Here is a 22952-nt window from a genome sequence, read left to right as displayed (position 1 = left end):
TGAAGCGAGGGTCGGAAGGTGTAGCGGGGCGGAACTGGGAGCGGGGAATGGCGGGTCAGCCGGGGAGTCCGTCGGCCTCCCACCAGGCGGCGGTGCTGCCGGGGAGCGTCCCGGGCGGGCAGGGACCGCTCGCGAGCAGCGGGGTGCCGGGGACCGGGGCGGGACAAGGGGCGTCGCCGAAGTTGACGGCGCACACCAGTCCGTCACCGCGGACGAAGGCCAGGACCTGCGGCGGAGATTCCAGCCAGCGCAGGGTTCCGGTGCCGAGCGACGGCAGGCTCGCGCGCAGCCGAAGCGCGTCGTGGTAGAGGTGCCAGAAGGATTCGGGGTCGGCCATGAGCCGTTCGGTGGTGTGTGCGGCGAACCAGGCGGGCTGAGGCAGCCACGGCGTGGCGACTCCTTCGCCCGAGGTGAAGCCGAACGGGGACAGGTGCCCCGACCACGGCAGGGGTACGCGGCAGCCGTCCCGGATTCCCACGCGGCTGCCGCTGCGGTGGAAGATCGGGTCGGTGAGCACCTCGTCCGGCAGGTCGACGACCTCCGGCAGGCCGAGCTCCTCGCCCTGGTAGATGTAGGCGGCGCCGGGCAGGGAGAGCATCAGCAGCGCGGCGGCGCGAGCGCGGGCGGCGGCCGCGTACCGGGTGACGGTGCGGACCTGGTCGTGGTTGTTGAGCACCCAGGTGATGGTCGAGCCGGTGTCGGCGATGTCCCGTAGAGCGTCCTGGATGACCCGGCGAAAGGTGCCGGCGTCCCACGGGGCCGTCAGCATGTGGAAGAAGAACGCCTGATGGAGCTCGTCGGGGCGGACGTAGGCGGCCTGTTCGGCCGGGGTGCGCACCGACACCTCTCCGACGAGCAGCCGGTCGATGCCGTCCTGTGCGGTGTACTCCTCGCAGATGGCACGCCAGGTGCGCCAGACTCCGTGTGTCTCGGGCTGGTTCCACGCCAGGGGGTTGACCGTGTCGCGGGCCCGCGCGTCGGCCGCCGGATCCGGGGAGTCCGGTAGTCCGGGATGCTTGAAGAGGCCGGTGGCCACGTCGATGCGGAACCCGTCGACACCGCGCTCCAGCCAGAACCGCAGCACCTGCTCGAAGGAGGCGCCGACCTCGGGGTTGCGCCAGTTCAGGTCGGGCTGCTCCGGCCCGAACAGATGCAGGTACCACTGGCCCGGCGTGCCGTCGGGCTCGGTGACCCGGGTCCAGGCGGGCCCGCCGAACATCGAGTACCAGTTGTTGGGCGGGAGTTCGCCGCCCTCGCCACGGCCCTCGGCGAAGTGGAAACGAGATCTGGCCGGGCCGCCGTCCGGGCCTTCGGCCAGGGCCTGGAGGAACCACGGGTGCTTGCTGGAGCAGTGGTTGGGGACGATGTCGATGAGCACCTTGAACCCCAGGCGGTGCGCGTCGTCCACCAGGCGTCCGAACTCCGCCAGGTCTCCGTAGACCGGGTCGACGTCGCAGTAGTCGGCGACGTCGTAGCCGTGGTCGTACTGCGGAGAGGGATAGAACGGGTTGAGCCAGATGCCGTCGACACCGAGTCGTTCGAGGTACGGCAGGCCGGCGCGGACACCGGCCAGGTCGCCGATGCCGTCCCCGGTGCTGTCCAGGAAACTGCGGACGTACACCTCGTAGATGACGGCCGTGCGCCACCACTGCGGTCGCGCGGCGTGCTGGGACCGTTCGGAGGGGCCCGGTTCGTTCTGTACCGAGCCGTCGTCCACGTATGCGTCGATCATCGGGAAACCGTCCTGGGCTGGGCGTGAGGGAGACCGACCGCCGCGCGGGGAGAACGGCGGTCGGTGAGAAGGGCGCCGGATCCTGCGCTACGGAAGGCGGGTGGGAAGGCGCGTCGGCAAGCAGGGGCGGGGAAGCTGCGGGCACGTTTTCTCAGGCGGGCGGAGACGGGCGGCTGGGCGTGCCCGCCCGCCGGATGAGACGAAAGGCGATGCTCCGGCCGCTGCGTCCACGAGGCCGTTCACCGGGCTAGGGTCTTTCGTTTGGATCAGGCCGGATCAGGGAGCGGGGGCCGGTGCCGTGCATCGCAAGGCGGAGGAGGGCGGCAGGGCGGAGCCCTGCCGACCGACGACAACGCGGCGAGGCGCGGTGCCGGACCCCGCGAGCCCGGCCTGATCCAAACGAGAGGCCCTAGGCCCCCACCGACGGGTGCGCAAGGCCGTCAGTGCACGGATAACTGAGGCAGCGTCGAATGGGCGGCGAGAGGCTGCCTCGTGGGGTTCAGGGCCGCCCCCATCGCGCCGGCGTGCGGGCCGAGCTCGGCGGCGAGGAGTGTCACCGGCCCTATCAGTGACCGACGGTCACGCAGTGCCAGCTCGACGGCCGGTCGCATCACGTCGAAGGCAGGCGCGACGCCACCGCCGACGACAACGGTCGAGAGGCCGAGTTGGGCCAGCACGCTCCCCAGTACCGTGCCTACGGCCATGGCGGCGTTCTCGAGGATCTCTTGGGCCGTGGTGTCACCGGACCGTGCGGCCCGGACCAGGTCCTCGGGTGTCGCCGGCCGGTCCTGTCTCCCGGTCCCGCGAGAGGCGAGGGCCTGGGACCAGAGGGTCGCGAGTGCTCGGCCGCCCGCCACCGTTTCCAGGCAACCGCGAGCCCCGCATCCGCAAAGCTCACCGCCCGGCTCGGCGGTCATGTGGCCGATTTCGCCGATCCTGTCGCCGGGCCCGCGCAGGACGCGACCGTCCAGGGCGATCGCACCCCCGATTCCAGTGCCCATGGTCATGAACACCACGTCGGTGTGACGGCGCGCGGAGCCCAGAGCGAGTTCCGCCGAGGCGAACGCGCGTGCGTCATTCATCAGCAGGACGGGCTTCGCGGTCGCGTGCTCGAGCGTGTCCGCCAGCGGGAAACGCTGCCAGTCACCGTCGATGTTCGGGATGGTGGTGGTGGAGCGCAGGTCCGGGCTGAGGTGACCGGGCAGTGCCACGCCGATGGCCTCGACGGTGCGTGCGCCCGCTACCTCGGCGATGGTGGCGGCGACCTGCGCGGGGCCGGCGGCGGGGGTGGGCAGCGTGCCCCGCGCGACGACGGCCGTGCCGGCCCGGTGCACCCACTTGATGTTCGTGCCCCCGATGTCCACCCCCAGGGCGGACCCTTCGAGGCGAGGACCGCCCCTGGTCACCACCATGCGATCTCCTGAAACAGGATCAGTATTGCCTGTATAGACTTAACGGGAAGCTAGGTTGCGCACATCAGCGAGTCAATCAGTTGAGCCGTAAAGATACGGAAACTTTGGCTGACTGAGCCGACGCGGCCAACACTCAAATGGCGCCGACGTTCAAGCAAACGACCTGTCTAGCCTTTTCCGGCAGAGCCGGTCAGTCGGGAGAGATCAGGGCCCCGTCGACAGCGAGATGCTCACGCAGTTCCACGACGTCCACATCGCGAGGCCGGTATCCATCGGACACCGTCAGCGCCGCCGCGGTCCCCGCGGCCTGCCCCATCGCCATGCACTGTCCGATGGAGCGAACCGAGGCGTGGGCGTCATGGGTGGCCGACAGGCACCGGCCCGCGACGAGCAGACCGTCGACGCCGCGGGGGAGCAGAGATCGGTAGGGAATACCGTAAGTGCGGCCGGTGGGCGTCTCGTCACCGGAGCCGACGTACTGCCAGATCGTCCGCTGCCCGGCGGCATGGTCCTCGATCGGAGCGCCGCAGCGCGCGATGGCGTCCTCGAACTGACGCGCGCTCAGGACGTCCTCCTTGCCCAGGACGTACTCGCCGATCAGGCGGCGGCTCTCCCGCACGCCGATGCGCGGCGCGGACGCGATGAGGAAGGCCCGTTCATACCCCGGCACCTGCTCGACGAGGAACCGGGTGTACTCGACGACCTGGCGGCGCCCCTCCTGCTCGGCCGCCGAAAGCTGCCACGGGTCGGTCGGGTCGGCGCCGCTCACGCGCGTCACGTTGGTGTGGACGACGCCAGGTTCGGTGGTCCGGTGCACGGACCCTTCGCGCCGGGGCAGTTCGTACGCCCCCGAGTCCGCGTGCAGGGCCATCAGTCGGTGCAGTTCCGCCGTCGGTGTCGCCGCGGCGTCGACACCGGCGAGCCGGAAGGTCTGGGTGAGCGGTTGCACGACGCGGTCCTCGGCGGGCCGCTCCAGCGCCGCCCCCGCACGCCAGGCGACGTCGGCGTCACCGCTTGCGTCGACGACGACCCGGGCGCGTATGTGTCCGGGGCCGGCGACCGTCTCGACGACCACCCCGACGACGTGCTGATCCTCCATCACCACCCGTGACGCCCGGGCGTGGAACAGAACCCGTACCCCGGCACCGGCGGTGAGTTCGTCCCAGACCAGCTTGAGGGTCTCGGGATCGTAGGTGATGCCGGTGCCGGCGCCGTAGGTGTTGGGGCGTTCGAAGGCCGCCTTGCGATCGGTGAGCGCCTGGCACACTTCCCAGCCGACGCCGCCGACGACGCGCTCCCCCGTGCCGGGCGCGTAGAAGCCGTAGAAGGTGTCGAGAACGCTCGCCCCGGTACCGCCCAGGTGAGCGGCGCTCTCCACGAGCAGAGTGGAGGCGCCCCGCCGGGCGGCCGCGACCGCTGCCGCAGAGCCCGCCGACCCACCGCCGACGACCACTACGTCGCCGTCCCACAGGAGCGGATGACGCCGGGCCTCCGCCTGGCTGATGCGTGTGCCGTTCACCTCAGGTGCCACCCTCCGTCTACGGGGACCACCGCGCCGGTCGTGCGGGAGGCGGCGTCCGACAGCAGCCACACGGCGGTCTCGGCGATCTCTTCGGGGCTGCAGGCGCGTGCACCGAGCGGCATCAACCGCGGCATGCGGTCCTGGATCGCGGGATCGGCCATGGCGCGCGCGGCCATCGGGGTGTCCACCAGGCCGGCCGCGACGATGTTGACGCGCACGCCCTTGGGGGCTCCGGTGAACGCGGCCGAGCGCACCAAGGGCACGAGGGCGCCCTTCGCGCTGGCGTAGGCCGCGGTGAGGAAGTCCTCGTCGAGCGTGTTCGCCAGAGCCGAGCCGATGACGACGATCGACCCGCCCGAGCCGGACAACTGCCTTAGGCCGGCGCGCAACAGGTAGAACACCGAGTCGAGATCGACCCGGTGCACTTCGCGCCACGCCTCGTCGCCGCACTCGTCCACCGGCCCGTCGCCGAGACGCCGACCGGACATGCCAACCGCGTGCACGATGCCGTCGAGACCGTCCAGGGCCTCGGCTGCCCGCGCCACGGCCGCGTCGGCACCCGTGGACACCGTGATGTCGTACGTGTCGCGGTCGGCCTCGAAGACCTGGGCACCGGCGGCCCGCGCGGCCTTGACGCACGCGGCGCCGATTCCGCCCTGGGCACCGGCCACCAGCAGGCGCTTCACCGTGCGCCGTCCGCGGTGCGCAGAGCGGCGGCGGAGCGTCGGGCGAACTCGAGGTAGGCGCCCTCGAACAGTTCGTTGCTGCGGTCCGCGCCGACCAGGCGGGAACTGGTGATGACCGGCGGCATGGCACCCCGCTCGGCCAGCAGCTCGGCGACCCTGACCTTGATCTCGTTGACCACGGCGATCGCGGTGAAGGTACTCACCGGGCCGACCGGGACGTCCAGGCCGGGGACCTGGCAGATGGCGTCGCCGACCGGTGATCCCAGATCGATCACGACGTCGGCGTGGTCGGCGAGCCGGGATCCGCTCGGATGCCGTGGTTCGGTGGCGTTCGTCTCCTGCAGCGACGTGGCCGCGATGACGGGCAGACCCGCCTTCTTCGCGCCCATCGCCATCTCGATGGGGACGGCGTTGAGCCCGCTGACACTGAAGATGAACATGCTGTCGCAGGGGCGCAGCCGGAAGTTCTCCAGGATCTGGTCGGCGAGCCCCTCGACGCGCTCGATGAACATCGCCTGCCGCTGTCCGTTGGCCCCCACCACCTGGGTGTGGAACGTCATCGAGAGCTCCACCAGGGGCTGGAAACCGGGGTAGGAGCCGTAGCGGGGAAAGATCTCCTCCACCGGCATGCGCGAATGACCGGTGCCGAAGGTGTAGACGACGCCGTCGTCGGCGATCGACCTGGCCGCGATCTGGGCCGCGGCCTCGATGGCGCCGGCCTGGGACTCGGCAAGCCGCTCGACGATCCCGACTGCGGTACGGATCCACGAAGACACGGGCAGAAACCTCTCGGTGCGAGGGCGGAGACGTTGCGCCCTACCGCGGAGCAACGTTCGGCGAGATATGTATAGACAGGTAGTACATCTCGGGACGCTAGGGCGGCGACCGCTCCAACGTCAAGCACTCGTACTCGCTGATCTTCGCTTCCTACGGGGACGGGCCAGTGTGGACGCGTGCTGGGCGACGGCCTATGCTGCGGAAGGCATACCGGTATAGACAAGGGAGGAAAGCCGTGGCTCGGCGGCCCATGCCGCGACATGAAGCGGTCGAACGGCACATCCGCGGCCGGATCGCCGGGTTGAAGCCCGGAGATCAGATCGAGTCCGACGCGGAACTGTGCGACCTGTTCCAGGTCAGCCGGATGACCGTCCGCCAGGCGACCCAGCGCCTGGTCGCCGAGGGTGCGATCTACCGGATCTCCGGTGTCGGCACCTTCGTGGGGGAACCGCAGGTCCACCGCCAGATGGGCCGACTGCGCTCCTTCACCGAGGAGATGGCCCTGCGCGGCATGACGGTGTCATCGACCGTCCTGGCGAGCGAACGGCGCGCGGGCACCCAGGAGGAGACCACCGCGCTCAGGCTCGCCCTCCAGTCCAACGTCGTTCATGTACGGCGGCTGCGGCTGGCCGACGACCAGCCGATGGCGATCGAGAACGTCGTGCTGCCGCCGTCCTGCGCCTGGCTGTTGCGCGAGGACCTGGCCCACGGCTCACTGCACCAGGCGCTCACCGAGAAGGGTTTCGCCCCTTCCCGCGCGACCGGAACCCAGATCGCGGCCATCGCCACCGACGACGACGCCGCTCTCCTGGACTTGCCCGTCGGCGCGCCCATCTTCGTCGAACGCCGACTGGTCACCACCGCCGACGGCACACCCGTCGAACTCACCGAGTCCCGCTATGCGGGATCCCGTTTCGTGTTCCACATCGAGCTGGCCTAGCCACTGGGGCCCTGGCCGTCGGCATGCCGGCTTCGAACGCCTGCACTTGGCAAAGGAGAACAACATTGCCTGTCGTCGAGACGGTCCTTGGCCCTGTCGCCGCTGCCGAACTCGGCGAGGTGGATGCCCACGAGCACGTCTTCCTGCGCACCCCGGTCAATCCGGGTGACGAGTTCCTCGACACCGACAAGGCGGCGGCCGAGCTCTTGCGTGTCGCGGCGAGCGGCATGCGCACCGTCGTCGACCTGACACCGGTCGGCCTCGGACGCCACCCCAGCCAACTCGCCGAGGTCTCCCGCACAAGCGCCGTTCACATCGTCGCCGCGACCGGCTACCACCGCAGCGCGCACTATCCGGCCGCTCACTGGACCCGCCACGCCGACGACGCGACGCTTCTGGACGTTCTCCTGGACGACCTCCGGGTCGGCATGGACAGCCACGACTGGGACTTCCCCCGCCCCGTCCCCAGCACTCACAAGGCCGGGATCATCAAACTCGGTGCTTCGTACCACCGGATCGACCACCACGAGGAACGCTGGTTCGCCGCGGGAGCGGCGGCGGCCCGGCAGACGGGCGTGGCCGTGGCGGTCCACACCGAGGTCGGGACCGCCGCACATGCCGCCCTGGACCTCCTGGACAAGCACGGCGTGCCGGCCGGACGGGTCCTGCTCGCCCACACCGACCGCAACCCCGATCCGGAACTCCACCTCGACCTGATCGCTCGCGGTGCCCACCTCGTCTACGACACGATCGGGCGAATCAAGTACCGGCCTGACTCGGTCGTCCTGGACCTGCTCGAGCGCATGGCCGAGGCCGGCAAACTGGGCCACATCTGCCTGGGGACCGATGTCGGACGCAAGTCCTCGCTCAGCGCCTACGGCGGCGGGCCGGGGATGGACGTACTCGGCCGGGACTTCGTCCCGCGGTTGCGCCGGCGCCTGGGCGCCGCGGCGGTCGACACCGTGCTGCGGGATGCCCCCCAGTCGCTGCTGGCCAAAAAGACCTCTGCCCTGTGAAGGCCCGCGCGCCTGTGGAGGCCTCCGCACGGGGTTCAGCGTCCTGGCTGTGCCGAGCCGGCCGAACAGGCTTGGGCATTGCACTCGCAGCGACCTGACGTGCCATCAGAACGAGCGTCACCCAACCGTCGAGACTGCCGTGCACGGTCCCTGCCGGGATCGTGGCACCACGCTCACCATGACGCGCAGGTCATCGCCCCTTTTCGACGGGCTCAAGAATCGCCACGCACTCCAATGGGCACCTCCTCGGCGCCGGGTTCGGCTGGATCGCCGGGCGCCACGTCGCGAACCGGGAGCGAGGACCCGGCGTGCACCGCACGGCCGGGGTGGGCGATCGGGCCTTCGCCCGGCGCGGTGACCGGCCGGCCGTGCGGGATCAGCGGCAGGTGTAGGTGAAGGACGCGGACGCCGTGTGCCGGCTGGGGGACTCTATGATCAGCCGCGCTGTCGCCTTGCTGGTGCCCTTGCCGTGGAAGGTCCACAGCAGGCGGAGGCGCGTCTCGTCCTGCCCCCTGCCCAACCGCTCTTCGCGCGGGCCCGAGGAGGTGCCGTCACTGCGGTTCCACTCGTAGGTGAACGCGCCGGCCGCCCCGTTGGTGTTCACCACCGCGACCACCTCGGCTGTTCCGTCACATCCGAGGACGCTGCTCGTCTGCGCCGTCACCTGAGTGATCCGCAGGTCCGCCGTCTGCCGTTGCCACAACAGCCAGGCCAGCACGACGGCCAGGACGGCCGCCGCCAGGCGGTATCTGCGTAGCCGGTGCAGCCGGCCCGGCGGCCCCTTCTGGCTCTTGCGCTTCGCCGTACCGCGCCAGACGTCGACGGCGGTATCCGTCAGCCCCAGGGGCGGGACGCCCGGTCCGAAATGCAGGACGTCGGACTCGGGCGCGGGCTCGGCGCTGGTCCAGTGGGCGTCGAGGGCGGTCGGGACGTAGGTGACGTCGTCGACGTCTCTGATGGTCGGTTGCACATCCGGATCCTGCAGGGTCGGCTCCAGGCCCGGATCCGGTAACTCCCACGGCACCACCGGACGCTCGCCGCGGTCCGTCATCCTCGCCCCTCCGTTCGGCTCGCTGTCACAGACCCCGGTCGACCGACGTCAGCCGGGCTCGCCCTCCACGGCCGCCGGATCCCCTTGCCGCGGGGTCACAGCTGACATCGAACCCGAGCCGGTGCCCGTGCCGGTGCCGGTGCCGGTGCCCGTGCCGGTGCTGCCGGCGGAGTTGCCGAATTCGGTGCTGCTCTGGCTGGTTGTGCTGTGTGACAGGGTGCTGGAGCTGGGGCCCGAGCTCCCGGGTGAACCGGTACCCGCGCCCGAACCGGTGTCACCGCCCGAGCCCACGCGCTTGCCGGATCCGGTGCCGCCCTCTGACGCGGGATCACCGTCGCTGGTCCCCGCGTCCGAGTGGCCGTGCCTCGCACCCAGGTCCGCGCCCCCTCCGGTGCCCGTGCCCCCCTGGTCGGATCCGGCATCGCTTGTGGCTCCTGTGCGGGAGTCCGCGCCGCCATCACCGCCGGCGTGACCGGTGCCGGTGTTGTCCGTCCCGCCGTTCCCCTCGCCGGTGTTCCCCTCGTCGGGGGAGTCCGTGTCGCTGTGGTCGGTGTCGTTCACCGTGTTCGTGTTCTCGTGCGTGTGGTCGGTGTCGTCCTGGGTGCCGGTTCCGGCGTCCTCGTGGCCGCGGTGTTCGGTGTCGCCGTTGCCGGCCCCGTTCTCCGTGCCGGTACCCCCGTCGGTGTTCGTTCCGGTGTCGCCGTGGCCCGTGCTGTTCTCCGTGCCGGAGCCGGGATCACCCTTGTGCGTCCGGGAGTCCGTGCCGCTGTCCCCCGCCCCACCGCCGGACCCCGAGCCGGAGCGGGTGCCGCCATCGGCGGGCGCGATGTCGGCGCCGCCGTCTCCGCGGCCGCCACCGCCCTGGGCGCCAGATGTGCCGGCCCTGTCGGAGTCCGAGACCGACTCGGTCGTGTCGCCGTGCTCGGTGCCCCGCGCCTCCGTCGCCGAGCCGGTGTCCTTCCGTGCGTCGACCCTGGTGACGGCCTGGGCGTGAGCGCCGGCGTGCGCTTCGGCCCCGCCCGCCCAGCCGCTGGGCATCAGGCTCAGCAGCCCCACCACCGCCACGGCGGCCGCGCCGGTGAGCACGTCGCCCCGCCTGCGCAGCCGACTGCGACGCCGTGCGGTCAGCACGGTGCGGGCCAGTTCGGCCGAGGAGCCCACCAGACGGGCGTCCAGGCGTGAGATCGCCAGCGGCACCAAGGCCGCCGCCACCGCGGCCAGTCGGCTCTGGCCGCGTTCCTCCCAGTCGGGTCCGTACGCGTTCTCTGCCGCCCACTCCAATTCCCGCAGGAAGTCGAGGGCGCTGGGGGGCCGGAGCGCCGGGTCCTTGGCCATGCCGTGCCGGACGAGCCCGCGTACCTCTTCCGGCACCCGGTCCATCGGCACCGGCTCGTTGACGTGCTGGCGCTGGAAGTCCCATGGTTCCGGCCCCTCGAACGGGCGCACGCCGGTCAGGCACTCGTAGAGGGTGGCGGTCGCCGCGTACACATCGCCGGCCGGGGTGGCGGCCTCCAATTTCCACTGCTCGGGGGGCATGTACGCACAGGTGCCGCGCAGGCTGTGGCGGTCGCCGATGCGCGCGGAAATTCCGAAGTCCACCAGCTTGGTCCGGCCATCCCAGTTCACCAGCACGTTTTCGGGCTTGTAGTCGCGGTGCACCACGCCGACGCCGTGCGCGGCGGCCAGCCCGAGCAGGGACCCTTTCAGCACGACGAGCGCGGCCTCGATGTCGGTGGATCCCTCCTTTTTCAGCAGCGCACGGAGTGCGGCGCCGTAAACCAGTTCCATGACGATTGCCGCGCCCTGCTCGGCTTCGACGTACTCGTAGAGCCGCGTCACATGAGGCGATGTCAGGCCACCGAGAAGCCGGGCCTCGGCTCGCAAGGCAGTGCGAAATTCCACCTTCGAACACAGTTCGTCATTGAGGTACTTGATCGCGACGTTCCGGCCGGTCCCGGTATGGCGGGCGATCATCACCCGACCGCCACCACCATTGCCCAGTTTCTTCAAATCGACATAGCCGGGGACGGTCCATGAATCGTCATCCCCTTCGACTTTCCACCCGTCACGATCGGTCGCCCCTGCCATACTTCCCCCTGGCGTTCAGTTGTTCGAGGTCCCCCGGAAGAGGCGCCCAAGAGAAGATTCTTCCAGCGGGAAAAGATCCAATACAGCAAGAAATTTCACAGTTCTGCAACCGTCATCACTGACGTCAATTCAAGGAATAGTGACAAGAGTGGCCTTCTGTGCAGCGGATCGGAACTGTGTGGCACTTGTGACGATTGCGGGGGGCGGCATTTCAGGGGCGGTGGTTCAACGCAGGGGGCTTTCAGGTTTCGCGTGTTCAGTGGTCGGCGGTGGAGTGCGGATTGGCGGCCGTGCCTTCGGTACTCAGCAGCACGACCACCGAGGTTGCATCGAGCCCCAGTGCCGTACGTCGTTCGTCGGCGCTCTCACCGGTGAGTGCCGCGCGGAGACCGGCGAGTGCCGCGGCCCCGCAGGGGCCCGAGGAGACGCCGAGGGCCGCGAGGCGGGCGGCCGCGCGGGCGCTGTCGGTGTCCGCGACGGCGATCGCGGCGTCCAGCCCGCCGCGTAGGTACGGCCAGGCGATGCTCGACGGGGTGCCGCAGTTCAGACCGGCCATGCTGGTTTCGCGAGTGGTGACGCTGACGGGGGCACCGAGGACGAGGCTTTCCAGGACGCAGGCCGCGGCCTCCGGCTCCACCGACAGCAGCGCCGGAGCATGCCCCAAGGGGCGACTGCGGTAGTGGGTGACCACGGCCTGGGCCAAAGACCCAACTCCCACGGGTATGGCGACGAGGTCCGGTCCTTCGACGACCCCTTCGGCCGTTAGTTGTTCGTCGATCTCGGCGCAGAGGGTGGAGTAACCCTCGACGATCCACCCCGGGATCTGCTCGTAGCCCGGCCAGGCGGTGTCCTGGACCAGGACCGCGTCCGGCACGGCAGCCGCCTCGGCCGCCAGGCGTACGGCCTCGTCGTACGGCCCTGAGACCTCGGTGACCTTCGCCTGTTCGGCGACGATGGCCGCCACGGCCTGCGGATGCACGCCCCGGGGAACGAAGACGTGGGCGTGCTGTCCGAGCAGGCGGGCCATGCGGGCCACGGCGCGGCCGTGGTTGCCGTCGGTGGCGGTCACCAGGGTGACCGGGCCCGGTTCTTCGTCACCCATGGCCCGCTCGGTAAGGGTGCGGTGGACCGCCCAGGACGCACCCAGCGCCTTGAACGCGGGCAGCCCAAGGCGGCACGACTCGTCTTTGACCAAAACCCGGCTGACCCGCAACTCCGATGCCAGCGCAGGAAGTTCGGTCAGTGGGGTGGGTGAGTAATCGAGCAGCGTGGTGTGGAACTCACGCACTCCGGCAGGGGCGGGTTCACACCGCCAGCTGCGGGCGCTGGGCCGCGCGAGCCACGACAGGGTACGAGGGGATGAGGAGGTCTCAGGCACACGATCAGGGTGCGGCCCCCTCCTGCAATCGGTCCAGCGAATGTTTCCGACCAATACCGATCAGAGAAAGGACGTCGGACGCGTCGGACGAGTCCGGCGGTGGGGCGTCGCCCGCCCCGGGGAGCTGCCCGGAGACGTGCGCGGCCGCCGTTGGTGCGCAGGCGTACGTGCTCGATGACGTGCGCGCTTCCGCTCGGCCGGAGCAGGCTGCGGTACAGGCCCGCGTACTCGGCGAAGTGCGTGGCCAGGATGAGCAGGGCGCTCCGTGTGCGGGTGGGACGTACTCACGCGCGCAGCTCCTCCATCAGGACGCCGCGCAAACGAACCGCACGGCAGTCAACGGTTGGCCAGGACTTGTGGTGCGGCGCAACGGGGAGATCGACAGCGTCGTGGCGATGCGGATCGAGGACGGCCTCATCACCGGGTTCTATTACGTACGCAACCCCGCGAAGTTGTCGCGTGTGGAGCAGGAGACCTCGCTGAGCCGCTGAGCCTGGACACGCCGCGTGAGGTGATCCCTGAGAGGGGGTCACCTCGCCCTCCGCCCACTTGGCGACTAACAGGCCCGCCCTGGTATGCGGCGGCCGGCGTCAGGCGGTGCTCAGTTCTCGTGCGTCACACTCACCCGCACGGTCAGCGTGCCTCTGTTGTCCTCGGAGCAGGAACCGGCGGTGTCGTTCATGCCCAGTTGGAGCGTGCCGCTTCCGGTGGCCTTGAAGTTCAGCTTCCGTCCGACGGTGTGGACAGGGGTGTTCTTCTCGCCCGCGAGGACCGCCAGCAGAGCTGCGAACGGTGCCGTGGGCTTGACCTTGCAGTCCTTCGCGCCCTCGAGCAGCTTGTCGGTTTCCGTGTCGTAACCGGCCGAGCCGGTCATGGGCATGTTCCGGTGATCGGCCGTCCATTCTCCCGAGACGAACCGCACGGTGACCCGGTCTCCCCGCTGCACGGACACACCGGTCACCGGCTGCCAGCCGGTCGCCGACTGGACGACCTGGCTGACCGTGGTCGTCGTCGGGTCCTCCTTGAACGGCAGCACCCCGGCGAGGTACAGCCCTCCCACGGCCCCCGCCGCCAGCACCGCCGTACCGGCCAGTGCCCACCACAGCCGCTTCGGGCCCGCCGAGCGGGATGTGGTGCGCTGAGTCGTCGGAACGGGCTCCCCCTGCGCGACGATGTGCTGCCGTCCCCTGGTGACGGTGTCCGCGTCGGCCAGCGGGGCCGAAGCCTGGAGCCCGCGCATGGTCGCCGGTGGCAGCGGGCCGGTGCCCGCCTCCCCCACCGCGACGCGCCGCAGCTCGGAACGCAGGACGCCCGCCGAAGGGCGCTCGTTCGGGGCCTTGCGCAGCAGTGCCTCGACGAGGGGGCGCAGGGGACCCAGCCGCTCGTGCAGGACGGGTTCCTCGTACGCCACCGCGTGCAGGGTCGCGGGCGCTGCCGGCCTGCGGAACGGGGACTGACCGCCGCAGACCGTGGCGAGGGTCACGCCCAGTGACCACAGGTCGGAGGCAGGGCCGGCCTCCGATCCCGTCACCCGCTCTGGCGCCATGAACTCCAGGGAGCCGACGAGTTCACCGGTGGTGGTGAGGAAGTCGCCGTCGTCCAGGGCCGCGATGCCGAAGTCGGTGAGGACGGCGTTGCCGTCACGGCGCAGCAGGACGTTGGCGGGTTTGACGTCGCGGTGCAGGGCGCCGACCGCGTGGACCGCTTCCAGTGCGTCGAGCAGTTGCAGCCCGATGGCGGCCGTGCGCTCCGGCGCGAACGGTCCGGTCTCGGCGATCCGGCTGGCCAGCGAGGGCCCCTCGACGAGTTCCATGACGATCCACAGCCGGCCCTCGGACTCGACCAGGTCGTGGACGCCGACCACGTGCGGGTGCGGCACCCGGGCGACGGCACGCGCCTCACGGGTCGCCCGGCGCAGCCGTATGCGGTGTTCCTCGTCGCCGACGGTGAGGATGTGTAGTTCCTTGACGGCCACCGGACGGTCCAGCAGCTGGTCGTGGGAGCGCCAGACCGTGCCCATGCCGCCTCTGCCGAGGACTTCGTGGAGCTGATACCGGTCGGCGATCAACCGCTCCGAACCGCGTCCGGGATTCGCCGTCGCCTGCTGATCACCATCTCCGGCTGTCACGCGCTCGCTCACGTTTCCTTCCCGGCGGGATGGGCGCCCACCGGCCGTCGTCCGTTCGAACGCCTGAGCATAGCGGAGTGCACAGGAGCCGCCTGTGGTCAACTGCCCTGCTCTGAAGAGCCTTTGGGACCCTCGCTGAGCGCTGGTTCAGTAACCGACGTGGAACGTGGCCTCCTCGCGCTCCGTCGCCGTGAGGACCGGATCGACCCGCAGTGCGTCGTCGGCGTGCCGGATGTAGCGGTCCGGGGAGTTGTGCGAACGGAACGACGACCAGGTGGAGTCGGCCAGGCCCGGGGTCCGGTGGAACGTGACGTGCTGGTCGAAGGTGACGGTGCCGTCGTGGGCGTCCAGCCTGAGGGTGTGGTCGTGGTGGTGCCGTAGGTAGCGGGTCGGGTCGGTCAGCGACTGGAAGGAGACGCCCGAGGCGTCGGCCAGGCCGGGCACGAGCTTCCACTGGGAGTCGGTGTGCGGGTCGAACGGATAGGTGTCGAGGCGGGCCACGTGGTCGGCGTGGCGGACGTAGCGGTCCGGGTGGCGGTAGGACTTGAGCCGGTTCCAGGCGGGTTCGCCGTAGTGGGCGACGAGGTCGTCGTACTCGGCCCGGGTGATCGTCTCCATGGCGCAGTGCTTGGAGTTGAGCGGCTGGGTGTAGTCGCGCTGGTTCACGGCGGTCCAGGTGCCGGACGCCAGGTCGGTCGTCTGCCAGGCGTAGAAGACGCCGTTGGGGGTGTAGGTGTCGCCCCACATGAACCAGGTGTTCGAGCCGCGTGGTCTGATCACGGCGGGGGCCTCGGTGCCGCCCTGGGCGACGGCTTCGCTGAAGGCGGTGAAGCTGCCCGGGTCGAGGGACGTGGACCGGGCGCCCACCAGCGTGTGGTCCGAACTGGTCTTGAAGTACATGTAGTTGACGCCGTCGACGTCCAGGGTCATGTTGGCGTCGATCACGTCGTAGCCGGGGTCGAAGAAGACCTGCGGGGGCGACACCGTCCTGAAGTCGGTCGTGTAGTTGACCATGATCACGTTGTGGCCACTGGAGTCGACCGAGGAGTAGAGGATCGCGTACTGGCCGCGGCCCGCGTCCCAGTAAGCCTCGGGTGCCCAGCTGTGGGTGACCATGTCGTGCAGCTTCAGCCGCCGGTAGCCGGTGAATCCGCGCAGGTCGGCGGAGTCCCAGACGTGGATGTACTGACTGACGTAGTCCCAGTCGAAGCCGACGAGGTCGGTGGCCAGGACGACGAAGGTGCCGTCCCGCTTGCGCAGGACGAACGGGTCGCGCAGTCCGCCGGCGCCTTCGGTGGGCGTGACCACCAGGTTGTTCTGGTTCAGCGGCGTCCAGTGGCGGGAGTCGGTGCTGACCGCCAGGTGCAGGCCGTGGTCGGTGCCGAGCCCGTCCGGGGACTCGGTGAAGTACGACATGACGTAGGCGGAGTCCGGGTGGGGACGTGCGCTCATGTGGTCTCCGTGGCACATGTGGGCGTGAGAAGAAGGTTGGGGCGCCAGGCCGCCAGCGAGCCGTCCGTGTTGCGCCGGACCGGGTTGCGCCAGCGGTGGCCGCGCTCCGCGGCGGCGCGGACCGCGTCCTCGTCGATGGTGATGCCGAGGCCGGGCGCGGGCGGGCGGTCGATGTAGCCGTCGCGGAAGGTGAAGGGTGTGGTGTCGGCGAGGTAGTCCAGCAGTCCGCTGCTGTCGCCGTAGCCGATGCCCAGTGCCTGTTCCTGCAACCACCCCGGCGGCACCGAACTGTCCGAGCGCCGCGTCGCCCACGGCGGCAAGGAGCCGTACGGCATCCGGATGTGGTGTCTGGGCAACGAGATGGACGGCCCCTGGCAGACCGGGCACAAGACGCCCGAGGAGTACGGCCGCCTCGCCGCCGAGACCGCCCGCGCCATGCGGCAGATCGATCCCGGGCTGGAGCTGGTCGCCTGCGGCAGCTCCAGCTCCTCGATGCCGACGTTCGCGTCCTGGGAGGCGACCGTCCTCGAGGCCACGTACGACCTCGTCGACCACGTCTCCCTGCACGCCTACTACGAGGAGACCGACGGCGACCGCGACTCCTTCCTGGCCTCCGCCGTGGACATGGAGCACTTCATCGCGTCGGTCGTCGCCACCTGCGACCATGTCCGCGCCCGTCTCAAGGCGAAGAAGCGCGTCAACCTCTCCTTCGACGAGTGGAACATCTGGTACGGGAGCCGGCCCAACCCGCACCCGGTGGAGGACTGGCAGCAGGCGCCCCGTCTGCTGGAGGACATCTACACCGTCACCGACGCCGTGGTCTTCGGCTCGCTGGTGATCGCCCTGCTGCGGCACGCCGACCGGGTCACCGCCGCCTCGCTCGCCCAGCTCGTCAACGTCATCGGGCCGATCATGACCGAGCCGGGCGGCCCGGCCTGGCGGCAGACCACGTTCTACCCGTTCGCCCAGGCGTCGACGTACGGACACGGCCGGGTGCTGCGCGTCGAGGTGGACAGCCCTACATACACCACCGCCAAGTTCGGCGAGGTGCCGCTGCTGCACGCCACGGCGGTCACCGACGACGAGACCGGCGCCGTCACCGTCTTCGCCGTCAACCGCAGCCAGACCTCCGGCCTGCCGCTGGAGGTCGACCTGCGGGGCGTCGACGCCCACACCGTGGTCGAGCACCTCGTACTGGCCGACGCCGACCCCGAGGCCCGCAACACCCTGGACCAGCCCGACCGCGTCACCCCGCACCCCGCCACCGGGACCACCGTCACGGACGGCGTACTGCGCGCCGAACTCGAGCCGATGTCCTGGAACATGATCCGGCTCTCACGCCCGCGGACCTGACGCACCGGCAACACACCCTTCTCCGGGTTCGACGAGCCCAGGTGCCGGAAACATCGCGTTCACGACAACCGGCGCTGCCGGCGGCCACCTGAGGCGGCCCACCGCGTGCCGAACCGGTGCCGCGGGGGGGGAACAGCGGTCCGGCTACTGGGCCGAGACGAGGAAGTAGTTGACGGCCACGTCGATACCGAAGGCCGTCCCCGCGGGGAGCACGCTGCCGCTCACGGACCCCAGCGTGCTCAGGCGGCTGCCCACGATCTCACGTGCGGCGTCGGCCAGTTCCGTGGCGCTCCGCCCGCGCAAGGAACGGGCTATCTCCGGCCCGTATTTGACCACTGGTGTGAGCTGGACGGGCGCGCTCGCCGGATGGGTCAGCAGCAGGAGAGCGAAGAGGCGCGTCCGACTACCGCCGGCGGCACGGGCCTTGTCCAGATCACCGGCTATTTTCCGCGCGTACTTTTCGACCGTCGGCCGGCCCTCCTGCGCGAAGTCGAAGGTGTAGGCGGCTGTCGTCTCCAGGAGGGCGAGTGCTTCATGACTGTTCTCGTCAAGTATGGCGAGGTCGCTGCGAGCACGGTCCCCGTGGGGACTCCACTCGCGGGCGGTGACGCATCCGGGCAGGTCGGTGTGCAGGGCCCACGCCAGGCGGTCACGGACCGGGTGCTCCGGTTTCGAGGTGAGGGCAAGGTAGGCAAGCTCGTTGGGAGCGAAGGACTCGCCTGCTCTCCTGAGTGCCTGGGTGAGCAGTTCGGCGGAGATCAGCATGAGGTTGTCCAGCCTACGAGGCGGCGCCGGACCTGACGCCACCGCGAAGGCCAGTGGCTACGGCCAGTCGGGGCGACCAGGGTCTTTCGTTTGGACCAGGCCGGACCCCGCGAGCCCGGCATGATCCAAACGAGAGGCCCTAGCGGCGGCGCGATGCCCGCTCGAGGGCGGACGTGCTGGTGTGCCACATGTTGTCGGCGATGTTGACGGTGTGTCCGGGGGGCACGATCTCGTCGATGCGGTCGAGCAGGTCGTCGGGCAGGTGGATGCCGTCGGCCGCCAGGTAGGAGTCGAGGTGGTCCATGGTGCGGGGGCCGACGATCGCGGAGGTGACCGCCGGGTGACGGGTGACGAACGCGATCGCCATCTGGATGAGCGACATCCCGGCCTCGTCGGCGAGCGCCCCGAGGGCGTCGGCGGCGTCGAGCTTCGCCGCGTTCGCCGGGGACGTGGCGTCGTAGAGGCCGGCGAAGCGGCTCTGCCGGACGTTCGAGCCCGGCCCGGCGACCTCGTGGCCCTTGCGGTAGCGGCCGGTCAGCCAGCCGCCGGCGAGCGGGCTGTAGGTCAGCACGCCCATCCCGTGTCGCCGACAGGTCGGCAGCACGTCGTACTCGACGGCGCGGGCCAGGAGGGAGTATGGCGGCTGCTCGGTGCGCAGCCGTTCGCGGCCGCGGCGCTCGGCGGTCCACTGCGCCTCGACGATCTCGGATGCGGGGACCGTGGAGGCGCCGAACATTCGGATCTTCCCGGCGTGGACCAGATCGGACAGGACTCCCAGGGTCTCGTCGATGTCGACCGCAGCGTCGAGACGGTGGACCTGGAAGAGGTCGATCCAGTCGGTCCCCAGCCGGCGCAGCGAGCCCTCGACCGCCTGTGTGATCCACCGACGCGACGTGCCCCGCTGGTTGGGGTCCTCCCCGAAGGGCAGTCCGGCCTTCGTGGCGAGGACGACGTTCTCACGCTGTCGGCCGGCGAGCGCCTTTCCGACGATCCGCTCCGACTCGCCGGCGGAGTAGAAGTCGGCGGTGTCGATGAAGTTGATCCCGGCGTCGAGGGCGCGATGGATGATCCTGATCGAGTCGTCGTGGTCGGTGTTGCCGAAGGCGCCGAGCATCATCGCGCCGAGGCACAGCTGGCTGACGGAGACGCCGGTGCGTCCGAGGGGCCGGTAGTCCATGGAAGAAACTCCTGAGTCGCCGCGAATCGCGCGCGGCAGGTGGATAGAATCGGGCTCCCCACAGAAGCGGACAGCCTGTCCACTTGAACGTACCGGATAACCTATCCATTTAGGAAGTCATGACCTCGGACCAGCAGCCTTCACCGACCAGGCGTGCCGACGCCGAGCGCAATCGCGAGAAGATCCTCGCGGCCGCCCGCGCCGCGTTCGCCGAACTCGGCGCCCAGGTGTCGATGGCCGAGATCTCGCGCCGGGCCGGGGTCGGCATGGCGACGCTCTACCGCAACTTCCCCGGCCGCCGAGAGCTTCTGGAGGCCCTCTACGTCGATGAGGTCAACGCCCTCTGCGAGGCGGCGGCGACCGTCGGTGGCGAGACGCCGGGAGCGGTGTTCACGGCCTGGCTGCACCGGTTCTTCGCCTACTTCACCAGCAAGCAGGACATCGCCTCCGAGCTGCTGGTGCACTCCGACAGCGACGACTCCGTCTTCAGCCGGAATCGCTCCCGGGTACTGGCCGCCGGCGGACCGCTCCTCGTCGCCGCGCAGGAGGCTCACGAGGTCCGCGGCGACCTCACCCTGGAGCAGATCTGCGACATGATCATCGCCATCGCCACGATTCACGGCGACGCGGGTTACGTCGAGCCGATCCTGCGGGCGGCGCTCGACGGTCTGCGCCCGGGGAAGGAGGGGGAAGTCTGAGGGGGCGCAGGGAAGCGGAACCGCGCCCCTTCGGGAGGGGCGCGGGGGGTGTGGGGGTGTGGTCTGGGGGATCAGACCGCGGTCAGCGTGACAGCCTGCTCATGGGCCGCATGGAGGAGGGGCAGCGGAAGGCCGCCCACGGGGTGGAGTTCCAGGGTCCTGGCGTACACCCGGGCCGAGCCGGGCTTGAGGGTGTCGGCCGAGGCGAGTGAGGGGCGGCCGGTGTTCTGCCAGCGGTGTTCCGCGCCGTCGCACACCGCACGGCTGCCGCCGATGCCGTAGCGGATGTCCGGGGAGGCCTGGGACACGGAGGAACTGATGAACACGGTGCCCGTGTTGCCGAGGCAGCGGTAGGTGCCGGAGAGGGTGACGGTGCCGTCAGCTGCGAGGGTGCCGGTGGGGTCGACGGTCAGGGTGCCGGTCTCGTAGGAGGCCGCGGCGGGGGCGGGGACGGCGAGCAGGAGCAGGGCGGCACCGGCGGCCGCGGCGAGGGCGGACCGTGGGGAGCGCAGGGGGCGCAATGACATGGGGAGACCTCCTGTGATGGGGGTTCCACTGGTACCGGGCGCGTGCGCCGACAGCCGTGATCGTCATCCTTCGGTGGCGAGTCCGGCACGGCCGTCGTGGAACGGTCGTGGAGTTGTCCTGGTGTTGTCACGCTTGGCGTCCGGCCGTTCCAAGGGCTTCGCGACAGGAGGATGGTCTGTTCACAGGGATACGGACTCCTACGGCCGTCCGGCCCCATCGACGTGGAGGTGCGTCATGTGTTCCCACCAGCCCTCGTGCCCCTCGGCCGACGCCTACGCCCCGCACGTCGTCGCCGGCCACCCCGAGCAGGGGTGGAACCTCCTGTGCGACGGCACCATCGCCTTCGACGACACCGGTGAGCTGCTGCCCGACGGCCGGGTCGTCGCACCGCACCGGGTGCCGGTCGAGCGGCTGGCCGCGGCGGCCTGATCGGCCGGCGCCCTGGATCACGGCCCGGTCAGTCCCCCAGCACCGCGAACCCGTCGAGTTCGACGAGTGCCTGCTCGTCCCACAGGCGTACGATCCCGACGACCGCCATCGCCGGGTAGTCCCGGCCCGCCAACCTCCGCCACACACGGCCGAGTCGGGGGGCGTGGGCGCGGTACGCGGCGACGTCCGTGGTGTAGACGGTGACGCGGGCGAGGTCGGAAGGGGTGCCGCCGGCGGCCGTCAGAGCGGTCAGCAGGTTGGTGAGCGCTCGCTCGAACTGCTCCGGCAGCGACTCCCCCACGACCTTGCCGTCGCCGTCCAGTGCGGTCTGGCCCGCCAGGAAGACCACGCGGGAGCCGGTGGCGACGACCGCGTGGGAGAAGCCGGTGGGCGGCGACAGCTCCGGCGGGTTGACGCGTTCGGCGGTCACAGGGTGGCCTCCCACGCCTTGTACAGCTCCTTCGCGATGATGCCCCGCTGCACCTCGCTCGCCCCCTCGTAGATGCGCGGCGCGCGCACCTCCCGGTAGAGGTGTTCCAGGACGTGGCCGCGTTGCAGTGCCCTCGCGCCGTGGAGTTGGACGGCCGTGTCGACGACGTACTGGGCGGTCTCGGTGGCGAGGAGTTTCGCCATCGCGGAGCGGCGGGGGACGTCCGGGTCGCCGGTGTCGTACGCCGTCGCCGCCGCGTACACCATCAGCCGCGCCGCCTCTGTCCGCAGCGCCATCTCGGCGACCTGGTGGGCGACCGTCTGGAGGTCCCGCAACTTGCCTTCGAAGGCGTCGCGTCGTGCGGTGTGGGCGAGGGTCGCGTCCAGCGCCGCCTGCGCCATGCCGACGGCGAAGGCGCCGACGCTGGGCCGGAAGAGGTTGAGGGTGCCCATGGCGACCCGGAACCCGCGGTCGACGTCGCCCAGCACGTCGTCCGCCGTGACCGGGACGGCGTCGAAGTCCAGGGCGCCGATCGGGTGCGGGGAGAGCATGTCCAGGCCGTTTCCGGTGAGGCCGGGCCGGTCTGCGGGCACCAGGAACGCGGTGACGCCCCGGGCGCCGGCCCCGGGGGTGGTCCGTGCGAAGACGGTGTAGAAGTCGGCCTCGGGAGCGTTCGAGATCCAGCGCTTCTCCCCGGTCAACCGCCAGCGCCGGGGGCCGTCGGGCTCGGCGGCGGGGGCGGGAGCGGTTGACCGCAGGCCGGCGCTTCGCACCCCCGGTGACAGGCGCGGCCCCGCGCTGTTCACCACTCCCGCGCCCCCCGGGCACCCGTCCGCCCGCTCCGCCCGTAGCCGCAGTGCTGCCGCGTCCGACCCCGCCCCCGGCTCGCTCAGTGCGAACGCGGCCACTGCTGTGCCGTCGTGAAGGTGGGGGAGCCAGCGGTCGCGCTGGGCCGGGGTGCCGTGGGCGTGGACGGGGTGGGCGCCCAGGCCCTGGAGGGCGAGGGCGGTCTCGGCCTCCGTACAGGCGTAGGCGAGGGACTCGCGCATCAGGCAGAGGTCCACGGCGCCGGAGGTGAACAGGCGGGACAGCAGGCCCAGTCGGCCCAGTTCGGCGACGAGCGGGCGGTTGACGCGGCCGGGTTCACCCTTCTCCGCGAGCGGGCGCAGCCGGTCGGACGCCAGCGTGCGCAGCTGTGCGCCCCAGGCGATCCGTTCCGGTTCGAGCGAGAATGCGGGCATCGCCGGTCCTCTCTCCCTGCGGCCGTACGGGCAGCCACACCTCGACGATATCGCGCCCCGTTGACTGTCGTCACCAACGCGATACGCTCGGTGCGCGAGCCCAGCACGAGAAAACGGGTCCGGCACCACGAGACCGCCCCACCCCGACC

At 70.6% G+C, this 22952-nt stretch carries 21 protein-coding genes and 1 pseudogene; 6 read left to right on the top strand and 16 right to left on the bottom strand.

Annotation, left to right across the window (positions count from 1 at the left end; genetic code table 11):
* Positions 1 to 55: 55 nt before the first annotated feature.
* The 5 genes from AC067M_RS15610 to AC067M_RS15590 form a co-directional block, all read right to left on the bottom strand.
* On the bottom strand, positions 56 to 1732 hold the full coding sequence (locus AC067M_RS15610) for a glycoside hydrolase family 13 protein (RefSeq protein ID WP_478697526.1): 1677 nt from the start codon (positions 1730 to 1732) through the stop codon (positions 56 to 58).
* 440 nt (positions 1733 to 2172) lie between these two features.
* Positions 2173 to 3144 carry an ROK family protein gene (locus AC067M_RS15605; protein WP_478697525.1) on the bottom strand — a complete coding sequence of 324 codons (972 nt, stop codon included), beginning with the start codon at positions 3142 to 3144 and terminating at the stop codon, positions 2173 to 2175.
* A gap of 190 nt (positions 3145 to 3334) precedes the next feature.
* Positions 3335 to 4663: an FAD-dependent oxidoreductase gene (locus AC067M_RS15600; protein WP_478697524.1), complete on the bottom strand. Its 1329-nt coding sequence runs from the start codon at positions 4661 to 4663 to the stop codon at positions 3335 to 3337.
* Positions 4660 to 5352: an SDR family NAD(P)-dependent oxidoreductase gene (locus AC067M_RS15595; protein WP_478697523.1), complete on the bottom strand. Its 693-nt coding sequence runs from the start codon at positions 5350 to 5352 to the stop codon at positions 4660 to 4662. Before AC067M_RS15595 ends, AC067M_RS15600 begins: the two co-directional genes overlap by 4 nt.
* Positions 5349 to 6128, bottom strand: a complete 780-nt coding sequence (locus AC067M_RS15590; RefSeq protein ID WP_478697522.1) for a sugar isomerase domain-containing protein — start codon at positions 6126 to 6128, stop codon at positions 5349 to 5351. The genes AC067M_RS15595 and AC067M_RS15590 overlap by 4 nt, the downstream gene beginning before the upstream one ends.
* 251 nt (positions 6129 to 6379) lie before the next feature.
* Between AC067M_RS15590 and AC067M_RS15585 the strand changes: the two genes are divergently transcribed.
* Both AC067M_RS15585 and AC067M_RS15580 read left to right on the top strand, forming a co-directional pair.
* On the top strand, positions 6380 to 7069 hold the full coding sequence (locus AC067M_RS15585; RefSeq protein ID WP_478697521.1) for a GntR family transcriptional regulator: 690 nt from the start codon (positions 6380 to 6382) through the stop codon (positions 7067 to 7069).
* A 65-nt stretch (positions 7070 to 7134) separates the two neighbouring features.
* Positions 7135 to 8085, top strand: coding sequence for a phosphotriesterase family protein (locus tag AC067M_RS15580; RefSeq protein ID WP_478697520.1), 951 nt, complete (start codon positions 7135 to 7137; stop codon positions 8083 to 8085).
* A 376-nt stretch (positions 8086 to 8461) separates the two neighbouring features.
* Here AC067M_RS15580 and AC067M_RS15575 read toward each other — a convergent pair whose 3' ends face one another.
* The 3 genes from AC067M_RS15575 to AC067M_RS15565 form a co-directional block, all read right to left on the bottom strand.
* Positions 8462 to 9136 carry a hypothetical protein gene (locus AC067M_RS15575; RefSeq protein WP_478697519.1) on the bottom strand — a complete coding sequence of 225 codons (675 nt, stop codon included), beginning with the start codon at positions 9134 to 9136 and terminating at the stop codon, positions 8462 to 8464.
* Between the two features lie 48 nt (positions 9137 to 9184).
* The gene (locus tag AC067M_RS15570; RefSeq protein ID WP_478697518.1) at positions 9185 to 11224 is read right to left on the bottom strand and encodes a serine/threonine-protein kinase; all 2040 of its coding nucleotides are present in this window, start codon (positions 11222 to 11224) and stop codon (positions 9185 to 9187) included.
* A 256-nt stretch (positions 11225 to 11480) separates the two neighbouring features.
* Positions 11481 to 12512 (bottom strand): diaminopropionate ammonia-lyase, encoded by a 1032-nt coding sequence (locus AC067M_RS15565; protein WP_478697517.1) that lies wholly within the window; start codon positions 12510 to 12512, stop codon positions 11481 to 11483.
* 449 nt (positions 12513 to 12961) lie between these two features.
* Here AC067M_RS15565 and AC067M_RS15560 point away from each other — a divergent pair, with 449 nt between their 5' ends.
* Positions 12962 to 13093 carry a hypothetical protein gene (locus AC067M_RS15560; protein ID WP_478697516.1) on the top strand — a complete coding sequence of 44 codons (132 nt, stop codon included), beginning with the start codon at positions 12962 to 12964 and terminating at the stop codon, positions 13091 to 13093.
* Between the two features lie 110 nt (positions 13094 to 13203).
* Here AC067M_RS15560 and AC067M_RS15555 read toward each other — a convergent pair whose 3' ends face one another.
* The 3 genes from AC067M_RS15555 to AC067M_RS15545 form a co-directional block, all read right to left on the bottom strand.
* On the bottom strand, positions 13204 to 14730 hold the full coding sequence (locus tag AC067M_RS15555; protein WP_478697515.1) for a serine/threonine-protein kinase: 1527 nt from the start codon (positions 14728 to 14730) through the stop codon (positions 13204 to 13206).
* 147 nt (positions 14731 to 14877) lie between these two features.
* Positions 14878 to 16182 carry a glycoside hydrolase family 43 protein gene (locus AC067M_RS15550; RefSeq protein WP_478697514.1) on the bottom strand — a complete coding sequence of 435 codons (1305 nt, stop codon included), beginning with the start codon at positions 16180 to 16182 and terminating at the stop codon, positions 14878 to 14880.
* Positions 16179 to 16451, bottom strand: coding sequence for a hypothetical protein (locus tag AC067M_RS15545; protein ID WP_478697513.1), 273 nt, complete (start codon positions 16449 to 16451; stop codon positions 16179 to 16181). Before AC067M_RS15545 ends, AC067M_RS15550 begins: the two co-directional genes overlap by 4 nt.
* Here AC067M_RS15545 and AC067M_RS15540 point away from each other — a divergent pair.
* Positions 16450 to 17535: pseudogene (locus tag AC067M_RS15540) on the top strand (alpha-N-arabinofuranosidase); the annotation flags it as partial. The gene AC067M_RS15545 and the pseudogene AC067M_RS15540 sit on opposite strands and share 2 nt — an antisense overlap.
* A 144-nt stretch (positions 17536 to 17679) precedes the next feature.
* Here AC067M_RS15540 and AC067M_RS15535 read toward each other — a convergent pair.
* Both AC067M_RS15535 and AC067M_RS15530 read right to left on the bottom strand, forming a co-directional pair.
* A complete protein-coding gene (locus AC067M_RS15535) occupies positions 17680 to 18300 on the bottom strand; it encodes a hypothetical protein (protein WP_478697512.1) in 621 nt (206 codons plus the stop codon).
* Positions 18301 to 18439: 139 nt separating this feature from the next.
* On the bottom strand, positions 18440 to 19477 hold the full coding sequence (locus AC067M_RS15530; RefSeq protein WP_478697511.1) for an aldo/keto reductase: 1038 nt from the start codon (positions 19475 to 19477) through the stop codon (positions 18440 to 18442).
* A 119-nt stretch (positions 19478 to 19596) separates the two neighbouring features.
* Here AC067M_RS15530 and AC067M_RS15525 point away from each other — a divergent pair, with 119 nt between their 5' ends.
* Positions 19597 to 20175 carry a TetR/AcrR family transcriptional regulator gene (locus AC067M_RS15525; protein WP_478697510.1) on the top strand — a complete coding sequence of 193 codons (579 nt, stop codon included), beginning with the start codon at positions 19597 to 19599 and terminating at the stop codon, positions 20173 to 20175.
* A gap of 71 nt (positions 20176 to 20246) precedes the next feature.
* Here the strand turns inward: AC067M_RS15525 and AC067M_RS15520 are convergent, their stop codons facing one another.
* Positions 20247 to 20702: a DUF6299 family protein gene (locus AC067M_RS15520; RefSeq protein WP_478697509.1), complete on the bottom strand. Its 456-nt coding sequence runs from the start codon at positions 20700 to 20702 to the stop codon at positions 20247 to 20249.
* A 235-nt stretch (positions 20703 to 20937) separates the two neighbouring features.
* Between AC067M_RS15520 and AC067M_RS15515 the strand changes: the two genes are divergently transcribed.
* Positions 20938 to 21132 (top strand): DUF5999 family protein, encoded by a 195-nt coding sequence (locus AC067M_RS15515; protein WP_478697508.1) that lies wholly within the window; start codon positions 20938 to 20940, stop codon positions 21130 to 21132.
* A 28-nt stretch (positions 21133 to 21160) separates the two neighbouring features.
* Here the strand turns inward: AC067M_RS15515 and AC067M_RS15510 are convergent, their stop codons facing one another.
* Positions 21161 to 21562, bottom strand: a complete 402-nt coding sequence (locus tag AC067M_RS15510) for a RidA family protein (RefSeq protein WP_478697570.1) — start codon at positions 21560 to 21562, stop codon at positions 21161 to 21163.
* Positions 21559 to 22803 (bottom strand): acyl-CoA dehydrogenase family protein, encoded by a 1245-nt coding sequence (locus AC067M_RS15505; protein ID WP_478697507.1) that lies wholly within the window; start codon positions 22801 to 22803, stop codon positions 21559 to 21561. Before AC067M_RS15505 ends, AC067M_RS15510 begins: the two co-directional genes overlap by 4 nt.
* Between the last annotated feature and the right edge of the window lie 149 nt (positions 22804 to 22952).

Source organism: Streptomyces sp. NPDC043427 (assembly GCF_056436655.1).
This window is presented reverse-complemented; position numbering and strand designations above follow the sequence as displayed.

Bases quoted from the DNA above. Each gene is read 5' to 3' on its own strand.
- AC067M_RS15535 (WP_478697512.1), bottom strand. From the start codon at position 18,300: ATGCTGATCTCCGCCGAACTGCTCACCCAGGCACTCAGGAGAGCAGGC.
- AC067M_RS15505 (WP_478697507.1), bottom strand. From the start codon at position 22,803: ATGCCCGCATTCTCGCTCGAACCGGAACGGATCGCCTGGGGCGCACAG.
- AC067M_RS15520 (WP_478697509.1), bottom strand. From the start codon at position 20,702: ATGTCATTGCGCCCCCTGCGCTCCCCACGGTCCGCCCTCGCCGCGGCC.
- AC067M_RS15575 (WP_478697519.1), bottom strand. From the start codon at position 9,136: ATGACGGACCGCGGCGAGCGTCCGGTGGTGCCGTGGGAGTTACCGGAT.
- AC067M_RS15550 (WP_478697514.1), bottom strand. From the start codon at position 16,182: ATGAGCGCACGTCCCCACCCGGACTCCGCCTACGTCATGTCGTACTTC.
- AC067M_RS15610 (WP_478697526.1), bottom strand. From the start codon at position 1,732: ATGATCGACGCATACGTGGACGACGGCTCGGTACAGAACGAACCGGGC.
- AC067M_RS15530 (WP_478697511.1), bottom strand. From the start codon at position 19,477: ATGGACTACCGGCCCCTCGGACGCACCGGCGTCTCCGTCAGCCAGCTG.
- AC067M_RS15525 (WP_478697510.1), top strand. From the start codon at position 19,597: ATGACCTCGGACCAGCAGCCTTCACCGACCAGGCGTGCCGACGCCGAG.
- AC067M_RS15605 (WP_478697525.1), bottom strand. From the start codon at position 3,144: ATGGTGGTGACCAGGGGCGGTCCTCGCCTCGAAGGGTCCGCCCTGGGG.
- AC067M_RS15570 (WP_478697518.1), bottom strand. From the start codon at position 11,224: ATGGCAGGGGCGACCGATCGTGACGGGTGGAAAGTCGAAGGGGATGAC.
- AC067M_RS15515 (WP_478697508.1), top strand. From the start codon at position 20,938: ATGTGTTCCCACCAGCCCTCGTGCCCCTCGGCCGACGCCTACGCCCCG.
- AC067M_RS15585 (WP_478697521.1), top strand. From the start codon at position 6,380: ATGCCGCGACATGAAGCGGTCGAACGGCACATCCGCGGCCGGATCGCC.